This window comes from Acaryochloris sp. IP29b_bin.137 (assembly GCF_028285745.1).
Taxonomy (GTDB): domain Bacteria; phylum Cyanobacteriota; class Cyanobacteriia; order Thermosynechococcales; family Thermosynechococcaceae; genus Acaryochloris.
Genome location: NZ_JANQOP010000066.1, coordinates 1 through 12,132 on the forward strand (window position 1 = coordinate 1; position 12,132 = coordinate 12,132).

Annotated in this window: 4 protein-coding genes; 3 read left to right on the forward strand and 1 reads right to left on the reverse strand. The window is 45.4% G+C overall.

What is annotated here, in order from left to right; all coding sequences use genetic code 11:
* Window positions 1–1,662, reverse strand: a 1,662-nt coding sequence (locus Q0991_RS05020) for a DUF4347 domain-containing protein (protein WP_299486077.1), incomplete at its 3' end; no start/stop codon positions are given.
* Window positions 1,663–3,192: 1,530 nt separating this feature from the next.
* Between Q0991_RS05020 and Q0991_RS05025 the strand changes: the two genes are divergently transcribed.
* The 3 genes from Q0991_RS05025 to Q0991_RS05035 all read left to right on the forward strand — a co-directional run bounded on the left by Q0991_RS05025 (window position 3,193) and on the right by Q0991_RS05035 (window position 12,131).
* The gene (locus Q0991_RS05025; protein ID WP_299486079.1) at window positions 3,193–4,047 is read left to right on the forward strand and encodes an ABC transporter ATP-binding protein; all 855 of its coding nucleotides are present in this window, start codon (window positions 3,193–3,195) and stop codon (window positions 4,045–4,047) included.
* Window positions 4,048–4,086: 39 nt separating this feature from the next.
* Window positions 4,087–7,695, forward strand: a complete 3,609-nt coding sequence (locus tag Q0991_RS05030) for a hypothetical protein (protein ID WP_299486081.1) — start codon at window positions 4,087–4,089, stop codon at window positions 7,693–7,695.
* 578 nt (window positions 7,696–8,273) lie between these two features.
* Window positions 8,274–12,131 carry an AMP-binding protein gene (locus Q0991_RS05035; RefSeq protein WP_299486083.1) on the forward strand — a complete coding sequence of 1,286 codons (3,858 nt, stop codon included), beginning with the start codon at window positions 8,274–8,276 and terminating at the stop codon, window positions 12,129–12,131.
* The last annotated feature ends 1 nt before the right edge of the window (window position 12,132 follow it).

Below are 12,132 nucleotides of genomic sequence, written 5' to 3' on the forward strand. Positions count from 1 at the left end.
GATTTCAGCAGTGCCGCCATTATCAGGAGTACCCACACCTGCGAGGGTTAAGTCGTTACCCTCAGCGTCAGAGTCGTTCCCTAAAACATCAATGTTTACTGCTGCACCTGCATCAGTTGTGGCTGTGTCATCCGCTGCTACTGGTGCTGTGTTAACAACATTGGTATCTTTGAGCGTTAACGTCACTGAACCAGCATCTGCTGAAACGGTATATCCATCTCCTGGACCTACTGTAAACGTAGTCTGCTCTTCACCCTGATCATCATTACGCAAATCATCATCAGGATTAGTCACTGAACCATCTGGAACCCGATCTTCGTCATTAAAAATGGGTAAAGTGATAGTTGCCGTTTGCTCTGTAACTAGGATAGTTGCGCCACTGTTATCATCGAAACCGGTAAAACCTCCAATCCCAGTGAACGTCGCGTCAGGAGGAAGCACTAAAAAATCGCCTAAAGCAAAAGGCTTACCTGTTTCAAGAGAAATTTCTAAACCTTCGCTTGGTGGGGGTTCGCTCAGACTAATAGTAAAGGTGACTTGAGGTGTAGGATCTTCGTCTTCGACCAATTCAGTAACGTCGGTGGTAATGCTAACCTCTGGAACACCGGAAGATAGTTGTTCTGGATTATCCGCCATAATAATCGAATCGCTACTGGCTCCCGCAGCGACTGTTCCAGGTGTCCCCAGACCCAGACCATCAGGCACATCCTCTGGCGCAATAGTGCTAATGGTCCAAGTGATCTCTTCCGCGACATCCGCAGAATCTTCAATATCGGGGTTAGTATCAGGGTTATCTACACTAACATCTGCGTCAGAAGTGTTTAATACAGGAATGGAAAACGAAGCATTCTGCTGTGTGATATTCAACGCGAAGGCGCTAAAGTCAAGGTCTGGCGATACGTCGTTGTTAGGTAAGAAAGGATCAATGCCATTGAGCTGTAAGTTTGACCCATCAAAATTAGGATTGAATCGATTAAACGAAGAAGTCTCATTGGCACTCAGGACAACTACAATACCCCCTGCTGGAGGAGCTTCGTCGAGCGTAAAGTTAAATGTAACGAGTGTCTCTTCAGTTTCAATCGCTACATCCTGTTCGATATCAAGGCTAACTTCAACAAAGCTGCCCTCATAACTCTGTTGCAGTGCTTCAGAGAAAATAACGTGCGTTTGAACCTCTCCAAGCTGAGCATCTAGCACCCAATTTAGCTGACCATCAATTTTACCTACGCGCTGAGTAGATGCAGCAATATTGGCCTCTGTAAGCTGATGTAAACGCTGCAAGAAGAGTGCACCTAATGCGCCTTCAGCTACCTGACATCCATAAACTAAGACATCAGCGCTGCAAAGTGCGTTAGCCCAAGATTCGATTTGATGTTCGTAGTGGCTGAGGGTTTCAAGACTGAGCTTGGAATTGCCTAAAAATAAACATCCTGAGGTCCCGTGGGACACTAAATGTAAGCTTGAGACGAGTTTCCGACTACTCAATGCCTGCGTAATTTGTTCTATCCCATCTCGGCTGGGATCGAGTACGATGACATCTTCCTGAGGCAAGCTACGAACCAACTGCGTTAGATCGTCAACATGACTGTCAATGATGACAAGTGTTTTTGTTGATGAGAGACTTTTTCTCAATTGAGATGAATTTGGTGCGGTCAAGAACATTGCGTTTTAGTCCTTAATTTAAGAATCGATAGCGTTTAGATAGGCAAAACATTGACTCAAACCAAGAGCTGAAAACCCCAGGCCTGAGAACCAACACCCTTTCCTTACAATGAAGTCCTCATTAGAGAGCAGAGAAGGTTGCTCAGGATACCAACATTAATGTTTGATGGGCACGATTGAGCCGATCTCGATGACTCTAAACATCAGCAACGGCATTATTTTATTAAGAATACTTATGGTTAATTCTTTAAAGTTGTTGTCATTAGACATATGCAAAGAAAATCTTTTAGGCAAATGAAAAACTCCAAAAAGCTGAATAGAAACAACTCTCCTTTTCTTAAACCAAAGATAAAGTCTTCTTAATTCATGCATTTAGCCCATAGATAGATAAAAATCGCAATAGAAAGCAGATTGTCCAATATTAAGCTGGAAAATCACGTCTAACCCTAACTACATAGGTAGAGCAAGGAGGTCACCCTTCTCTAGCAGAATCTTGTATGGCTTCATAAAATAAGCAGCAGCAATCTAATTGATTATCTTTGTTGACTTCATTTCTCAACTAATTCAAAATTACAGTATCACTTATAACTGAATTTGAAAAGAAAATGAGTAATAACCTACAAAATTAAAGTTATGTGTTCACGTAAGCCTCTTACCGTAAAGCTTTTACACTCATTTAGACCGCATGTTGATAATTCGTGAGTGATTTACAGATCTTCTACTTTGGACCTATTCTCACTGTAATATCATGATATTCATTCAAAGAACCTAATGATCAGTGAAAATAGCTGCTTTAAAGGGATAAGACTGCATATTTTCTCCAAAAATTGGTTTTTTATGCAAAAATACCTTCTTTCAGATTTATCCCAACCACCAGGTTGAATAATTTTTTAAGGAAGATGCAATTTTTCTTTTCTTAACGACTTTGCACTGAAAATACAAAGGTTGCAGAAGTTCCGTCTTCAGCAAGAGTAAATTTGTTTGCTGAGACAAATGGAACAGGTGGGGCAAGAAAAATTACAGCCTAAGCACAAGGCTTAAACACCGTAGCTACTAAACAGCATGATTTATTGGATCGGATCACCGCCAATGAGCAATGCAGTATTTAAATCGACAGTCAGCTCACCAAAGCAATTGTGAATAATCAAATGACTATTGCAGATTTAGAAAATCGGCTCCAACAAAGGAGGCGGATGACATCAAGCATTTACGTTGAGCAGATGAACATCAGAATGATGTTCATCTGTAATGAGTTTGACATTCCTTCCCCACACCTCTGTCGTTTAGACAGGAAGATTCCCTGGGTCGCGAGTAATTGTTCCTGCTTTAGGGCTTGTTGACTAGGCTCAATACTTAGCGCCCGCGATAGATTATGTGAGCAAATCTGCGATAAGACCCCACAACTTAGATTCTAAGGGAAAACCATGGATGGTGAGTTGACGCTTTACTTTAGCCAGAAAAGGCAAATTTATGGACGGATTCTTGAATCATTGCAACTGAAGAAAGACATATACTTTGAGAAATTTGCCTATGTTAGTCATTCAAGAACTTTGTAAAACGTACAACAACGGGATTGAAGCACTTAAGAATATTTCCCTTGAAATACCTCATGGAATTTTTGGGCTGTTGGGTCCTAATGGGGCTGGGAAATCCACCCTGATGCGGACCTTAGCTACTCTGCAGGATCCAGATAGCGGCACGGTTACTTTGGATGGAACGGATTTGCGACGGGATCTACAGCAGTCCCGTCAGAATCTGGGCTATTTACCCCAGGATTTTGGAGTCTATCCTCAAGTCTCTGCAGTTGAACTCCTCGATCAACTGGCTGTTTTCAAAGGCTTTGTCAATCGAAAGCAACGACGGGCAGTTGTTGAAGAACAACTACAGCTCGTTAATCTCTTCGATCATCGACATCAGCAACTGGGAACATTCTCTGGGGGAATGCGACAGCGCTTTGGTATTGCCCAGGCATTGCTAGGAGCGCCGCGCTTAATCATTGTCGATGAACCAACGGCTGGTTTGGACCCAGCAGAGCGTATCCGATTTCAGAATTTACTCGCTGAGATTAGCCAGGATCGGGTGCTGTTACTCTCAACTCATATTGTCGAGGATGTGGCTGAACTCTGCCCTCAGATGGCGATTCTTAAACAGGGTGCAATAGTGCAGAGCGGTAGTCCATTGGAGATGTTGGACAACTTGAAAGGACGGGTTTGGATGTGTCCAGGGGAAGACCTCTCTGAGATAGAGGAACAGTGGGCTTTAATTACGACTCGGATGGAACGCGGCGGTCGCTGCACAAGAGTGTTGAGTGAAACCCAGCCCAGTTCAAAATTTCAGTTAGTTGATCCTGATCTTAACGATGTGTATTTCACGGCATTGATGTAGTCCATAGCAGAATGCCTTTATCCAAGAAGGTTTGAATCCATGTTTTCAACTCCTGTCTTTCGCTTTGAGTGCCGTTACCATCTACGCCGCCCCACTTTTTGGGTGATTGCCGTAGTATTTTTTGCGATCGCAACCACTGATATGGTCTCCAAAGGCAGTGAAGGCAACGCCTTTTTCTATGTCAATAGTCCGCTACAGATCTTTCAAACCACAATTTGGTATAGCATTTTTGGCATTTTAGCCGCGGCTGCCTTTATTGCCGAAACTTTTGTGCGCGATGCTCAAAACCGAACGGAAGAGCTAATTCTAGCAACTCCCATTTCCAAAAGACACTACTTAGCGACACGGTTTATCGCTGCTTTTGCGGTGGCATTCCTTGCTTTTTCGGCCTATCTGCCAGGGATGATTCTGGGAAGTTTAGTACCGGGGTTAAATGCATATGCTATCGGGCCGCTTCGACTGGACGCCTACTTACTAAGCTATGGATTGATCACCTTCCCTAACTTGTTTCTGGTGTCTGCGATTGCCTTTGGGTTAGCAGCCCGAACGCGAAGTTTAGCGTTTACCTATGCAGGGTCAATTGTCTTAGTGATGTTTTATTTGGCCTCCCTACTGATGGTAGGGGTGGATGTGATTAACTTTGACCAATATTGGCTATGGGCCCTCGCAGACCCCTTTGGATTTTTTGGCTTAGAAGAGCAAACGCTGGCCTGGACCGTTCATCAATACAATACCCTGATGCCCCCATTGAGTGGCACCTTCGTTTGGAACCGCATACTGTGGATCCTAATTGGTCTCGGGACTTGGCTCATCAGTTACCTAAGTTTTTCCCTGAAACTACCTCGCCGATCCACACGCCAATCAGTGGTTCAGGCAGTTGGACAGAATCGACAACCATCGTCTGGGAAGCTAATATCCTCGAACCGTCCCATCAATCATACCTTTCGCTTTGTTCGTCAATGGATTCATCGCAGCATTTTTGAAACTCGCATGATTCTGAAAGGACGAGCTTTTTTGCTGCTGACAGCGGGAGGACTAGTTAGTTTGGTGATGGCGGCCATGGGAAGCCGCACCTTCAGTTATTCAAACCCCAGTACCGATATTTTGATCCACTCGGCCAATATTTATCTAGACTATATTCTCTTTGCCATTATTGTGGTCTATTCGGCAGAGGTCATGTGGCGCGATCGCGCCCTCAGGCTGCAGTCCGTGCTTGATGCCACCCCCGTTTCAAGTGGGGTGCTTTTATTATCGAAACTGTCAGCGCTCTTTGTGATGATTACATTCAATTTGCTGCTGGCCATGGGGGTGATGATTGGCTATCAGCTTTTGAATGGCTATACCAACCTCCAGCTTCCCCTTTACGGACAAATGCTGTTTCTAGAGCATGGTCCTTACTACTACATCACGGCTGCCCTCGCACTATTTACCCAAGTCGTCACCCGTCGTAAATACTTGGGGATGGCTTTGGTCGTTTTAATTTCTTTATCCCATATCCCCTTAGATGCGTTGGGCTGGTATCACAACCTCTATCGGTTTGCAGCGACCAATGATATTGAATACTCTCCCATGAATGGATACGGGGGGTTATTTCAAGGACATCTCTGGTATGTCCTTTACTGGAGTCTGTTTGCCGCAGTCTTGCTGATGATTGCATATATGCTCTGGCCCCGAGGCATCCCAGAGGGTAAGCCGGGAGCATTGTGGCGAAGCGGCTGGAAAGCCGCCCATCGCTCAGTCAAAAAAGTTCTCGCAGTCTTGGTGCTGTCCTGGGTGGGCGTAGGGACCTGGATTGCCTACAATACCACTCAACTCAACGCCTACCAACCACCGGGTAAAGAGGAAACGGCAGCAGCCATTGAAAAGCGATTTAAAAAATATGAATCCTTGCCTATGCCTGTGGTCACCGATACTAAAGTGACCGTTGATTTATATCCGGACCAACGCTATTTCAAAGCACGGGGACAATACACCTTAGAAAATCGTACTGATCAGCCCATTCGTGAAATTCACCTATTGACCTTTATTAACCTCAAGCTTGGGGAAGTTAACTATCCAGGGGCCAAGCTTCGGGAGGCTCATCCGAAGTGGGGCTACTATATCTATGACTTAGCCTCTCCCCTCATGCCCGGCGAGCAGCAAGTGATGCAGTTTCAGACTGCCACAACGTCGGCCCAGGGCTTTCGCAATCAGGTTGATAGCGATGACGTGTATATGATTTATCCCAATGATGTCGTTGCCAATGGGACCAATCTGTACAGTCCTTTTATTTTGCCCTTTGTCGGCTACACCAAAATGGTGGAGCAAAAAAAAGCCTGGTTGCGGGCTAATTTAAGATTGCCCCCCCTTGACGAACGCATGCGTTCCCATGATGACCCCTCCGGCCTGGCCCAAGCATTAATGGTGACTCATTTAGCCTGGGGGAAGACAGAGGTTACGATTGGGACTGCTGCAGATCAAATGGCCGTCACATCAGGGCGTCTCGTAAAGCAATGGACCGAGGGAGATCGGGCCTATTTTCGCTATCGCTCAACTCAGCAGACCCGGGGTAAATTCACGATCTACTCGGCCCGATACGCAACCTATCGCAATAATGATTACCGGGTCCCCATTGAGATTTACTACCATCCCTCCCACTCAGACAATGTGGAATTGATGGCTCAGCAAATGGGTAAAGCGCTCACCTTTTACGAGCAAATCTTGGGTCCCTATCCCTTTGAGCAGGTGCGATTGGTTGAATTTGTCTATTACGACGGCATGGTTTTTTCAGAAGGGGGAACGTTGGGACTACCCGAAGTGCTGGGCTGGAAAAGCAAAGCACAGGGGCAAGGAAAGGAATCCTTAATTGATTGGGTGAGCTATCTATTGGCCCATGCCTGGTGGGAAGACCAGATGATTGCCGCTGATGTAGCAGGGGGCATGACAATTCGGGAGGCGTTAAGTGCTTATGCGAGTGAACTGTATCAGCGATCGCAGCGCCCCCCTGCAGAACAGCGCCTAGCAAAGCAGCGCTTAATGCGTGATTACTTCCGACAGCTCGGTAAAATTGACTTTAAGGAACCTCCCCTAGTGGATGTTTACAACGAACTACCTGTCGCCCGCCACAAAGGTGGCATGATCTTAGAACTGATTGAACAGCAAATCGGTCAGGTAGCCCTTCTTAGGGCAATTCGCCAGTTTTTAAACATTCATCGATTTCAGCCTCCACCCTACGCGACGGTCTTAGACCTGAAGGATCAGATTGCAGCCCAGGCTTCTACCAAGGATCGAGTACTAATCGATGAGTTGTTTAGTAAAGTCGTTACTTATCAAGTAGGCCTTACGGATGCCGTCGCTAAGCCTTTTGACAAGGGTAAGTACAAAGTGACTCTCAATCTCGCTGCTCAAAAACGATACACAACAAATCTAGGCCTGCAAAAATCAGCACCACTCAATATGCCCCTCGCAATTTCAGTTCAAGATCAAAAGGGTAAAACGCTCTACGACAGTCAACGGTTAATCGACAAGCCCCAAACTACGGTTAAACTCATCGTTAGTGATCGTCCCGCTTCAGTATCCCTCGATGGCGATTATGTTCTACCTTCAGCCTTCACCCAAAACAACACGCGCCCCATCAGAATCCTCAGCACAGATGACACTGGTGGTTGAACTGTGGAAATTTTAGAGGTACATTGTTAATACTCATTCTTAATTAGAAAGCCATATCTATTTACTCTACTAAGAATTAAAAATAAATCGCTAAATTGAGGGAATAGCTGGATCTTATGAACTAAAGCCAAATCCTAGTTCTGTTTACTCCTACTATCACATGCATAAAGCTAATAGGTTGAAATGCCTTACAAAATGACTTTTGTTTGAACAGTTGGATAGTATTGACAACATTGAAGACGCCTTGTGGTATAAGAAACGCCAATCCTTAAGGAATTCTTTTTTTAGTGTTGGCTTGTAGAAAAAAATATAAGAATCATTTATTCTATTGAGAATAATTCCTATTATGGGAGTGCTATTATAGCTTCTTTCATGAGCATGGGATAAGTGCCACGTATTCACATATGAGTTCGTGACTGTTTTTCTTCGCTTATTAAGAAAGGCCTTGAGAAGTTAGACACATGCGTGTTTTTTCTCCGATCTGATACCTAGCAACAATGCAGAGAATTATGACGTTCAAAGGGATAATCCAAAACAAACTTGATGATTCAAACCATGATTTTTCTTTGGGATCGACTTTGGCGAACGTCTTGCGCCAAAGAGCCATAGCTCAGCCCCACAAAGTTGCCTGTCAGTTCATACCCGATGAAGTTTCTGATGTAACCCGAGTAGATTGGCACCAGGGAAATAGCTGGACGTATTCTGATATTGATCGCCGAGCTAGAGCAATTTCTAAGCAGTTACGAATTCGATTGTCAGATTGTGATAGACAGAATCAGCCTATTCTTCTGGCCTATTCTCCAGGTTTAGAATTTATTGCTGCTCTTTTTGGCTGCTGGTACGCAGGTAAAATCGCAGTCCCCGTTCAGCCAGCCCGTCGCCATCAGAGCGGGGAACGCTGGAAACATATTCTTGAAGATGCCCAAGTAGTAGGTATCTTAACTTGTCAGCATTTGTTACCAGAAGTAAAACAGTTAATAGCCCATCATGATAGTGATACTCTCTTCTGTCTGGCTACTGATCAACTCAATAATCTAGAAATTAATGATTCAATACCTAATGAGTTTGAGCTTTGTAAGGCTGAGAAATTAGCGTTGTTGCAATACACCTCAGGTTCTACCAGCAAACCGAAAGGTGTCATGGTTAGCCATTCCAACCTCATGAGTAATCAAGCATTGATTTATCAATGCTTTGGTCATGGGCCTGACAGCTATTTTGTTATTTGGTTACCTCCTCATCATGACATGGGGTTAATTGGTGGAATTTTACAGCCTATTTACGGTGGTTTCCCAGTGACCTTGATGTCACCACAGTCTTTTTTACGGAGACCAATACGCTGGCTACAGGCAATCTCTCATTTTCAGGCAACAACCAGCGGTGGACCTAATTTCGCCTATGACTATTGTCTTCAAAAAACCACGCCTTCACAGCGGGTAGGGTTGAATCTAAGCAGTTGGCAACTTGCCTTTAATGGGGCTGAACCTATTCAAGCTAGGACACTTGAAAACTTCTCATCCACCTTTGCAAGTTGTGGGTTTAAGTCCCAAGCATTTTACCCCTGCTATGGCCTAGCAGAAGCTACTCTATTCGTCTCGGGTAACCATTGGGATGCCCGGAAAAATACGATTCGTAGCCTCAAGCGGAGTTCGCTTGGTTTAGGGAATGTTGTTGAGACGACTCCCAATTCTGACGATGCAGCACTCGTTATTGGCTGCGGTGAATTAGATGTAGGAACGAGTCTAGCCATTGTTGACCTGAAAAATGGTCATACCTGTACGTCGAACAAAATAGGTGAGATATGGGTTGCAGGCGACAGCATAACCCAAGGGTATTGGCAAAATTTTCAAGCGACACAAGAAAGCTTTCATGCTTACTTACCTGATGGAAGTGGGCCTTATCTGCGCACTGGAGATTTGGGCTTTTATGATGGTCAATCACTTTATATCACCGGGCGGCTTAAAGATTTAATCGTTATCCGTGGACGCAACCACCTACCCCACGACATCGAATATACTGTAGCTCAATGTCATGAAGATCTGAGATCACAAGGGGCTGCATTTAGTGTCGATCTGGATGGATCTGAAAGCCTTGTCATTTTTCAAGAAGTCAAGCGAGCGGCCTTACGTCATCTGCAGGCAGAGGTTGTTTTCAATGCCATACGTGCTGCTGTTTCACACCATCATGGGCTACAAGTTGCAGTCATATGGCTACTGAAGCCGGGGCACCTACCGCAGACTACAAGCGGGAAAGTACAAAGACATATATGCAAAACTGCCTTTATCGAAAAAAAGCTCGCACCTGTCGCCCATTGGTCCATTAATGAAGGGCAAAAGATCAAGCGAAGTAAGGGAAAAGAATCTACCGCCTTTGCTTCCAGCAAAGATAACTTAAATTCTTTACCGTCGGACAGAACTAACAAGCTTGCTGGCCGCATTTCTTGGCTTCGCCAATATGCGAACGAGTCGATTAATTCCCGATTAATGGATGAGCGTCGATGTATTTCACCCAGCATAGTTCTGGATTTTGGCAACCAAGGCTTGTTGGGGATGCAGGTGCCTCAACAGTATGGTGGCCTGGAATTCGGCCATCATGACCTATTGCAAGTCTTGGAACAACTTGGGGCCATTGATCCTACTTTAGCCCTATTTGTTGGTCTTAATAATGTACTGGGTATTCGCCCTATCTTGGACTATGCTCAGCCAGAGATGCGCGAGCAACTTCTACCGGGGCTAGCTGCTGGGCGAGAATTAGCAGCATTTGCTCTGACTGAACCAGCGGCTGGTTCTAACCCATTCGGTATTACGTCTAAAGCCATGCCGACGTCACAGGGTTGGACATTGCAAGGAGAAAAAATTTGGAGTGGTTCCGCAGCGTGGGCAAGCGTTACCAATGTATTTGTCAAGCAATGTGATGCAACTGGTAACCCCATAGGTGTCAGCGGATTCATCGTCAAAAAAGGTTCGCCTGGACTACGTCAAGGGCCTGAGGCATTGACCATGGGGATGAGAGCCATGGTGCAAAATACGGTGTTTCTAGACCAAGTGCCTGCCTCTACATCTCAGCTTTTGGGCGAATCTGGCATGGGCATGATTGTGGCACAAGAAGCCATGATGTATGGGCGCCTAGCTATTGCTGCTGCCAGTGTTGGTGGAATGAAGCGCTGTGCCCAAATGATGCTGCGCTATAGTTCTCGTCGCTCTATTTCTACGGGAAAATTGTTGGATAACCCAATAATATTGACTCGATTGAATTGGTTAACTCATGCGATCACCACTCTTAACAGCCTAGTTACCTTTGTTGGTCAACGTTTGGATCAGGCATTGTTTGTCCCTGAAGAGTTCTATGCTGCCTGCAAGGTCCTAGGCCCAGAATTTTATTGGCAGGCTGCTGACAACTTAGTGCAATGTCTAGGAGGACGAGGCTATATCGAAACTAACGTAGCACCCCAAATCCTCAGAGATGCCAGAGTTTTGAGAATTTTTGAAGGGCCAACTGAATCCCTAGCAATGTATTTAGGGGCTAGGGTGACCCATCAGCCAGCAGCATTGCGAGAGTTTTTATCAGAGTTGAATTTGACCTCACTGGCAGATTCACTCTTTGAGTCTGCCAGTGAGATTTTGGCCTACTATCTAAGTTCACAGTCACCTTTCTCAGATGAGATACCTGCTCGGCAGCAGGCAAATTTTGTGATTGGGGAAACGGCTGCGTGGGCATTAGCTATCGCAACATTAAAGGCTACCTCAGCTAGGCCTGCAGCGACTGAGTGGGCACAGCATCACTTTAAGCAGGCTGTTGCTCAGGTTCAGGTGTCTCACCCCAATAAAGGGGTAACGGCGACAATGTTGGCTGAACAAATTAGCAACTATCAAAACAGTATCGGAGAGATCGAACAAACCTTGGCAGGTAATGACGAAATGCTAGATAAGGTGTTGAAATTAACGCCTCCATCTCATTCTTCTCCCGTGGAGGGACAGACCAAGCACCTGCACGCTCATGAAAAGAAAGTCCCCCCCTCTCTGTTTCGCCCACTTTCCCTGAAGCAGAAATTCAAAATTGAGCAGTGGCTGCAGCAGTGGCTTACGCAGCGATTGCGCTTAGAACAAGATCAAATTGAACTCAATAAAGCGCTAGCAGACTATGGTGTTGATTCAGTCATGGCGGTTGAATTGGCCCAAGATTTGGAAGATTTTCTTGCCTTGTCGCAGCCGCTAGATGTGACTCTAGCCTGGAGCTTCCCAACCATTGAAGCGCTCTCTCAGCATCTTGCTGATCTGACCAATGGTGCTCAACCACCAATGTCTAATCAACCGATGTCTAATCCAGAGATCGCAAACCGTTTTTCTGGTCTAGATGAAACGGAGCTCAGTGACGATTTATCCGAGGCCCAACTGGCGGAAATGCTGGCAGCGGAACTGGCAGCAGTGCGAGGGAGATAGC

What these genes read in the sequence shown, in the direction of transcription:
- Q0991_RS05025 (WP_299486079.1), top strand. Translation starts at nt 3,193, where the DNA reads ATGTTAGTCATTCAAGAACTTTGTAAAACGTACAACAACGGGATTGAA.
- Q0991_RS05030 (WP_299486081.1), top strand. Translation starts at nt 4,087, where the DNA reads ATGTTTTCAACTCCTGTCTTTCGCTTTGAGTGCCGTTACCATCTACGC.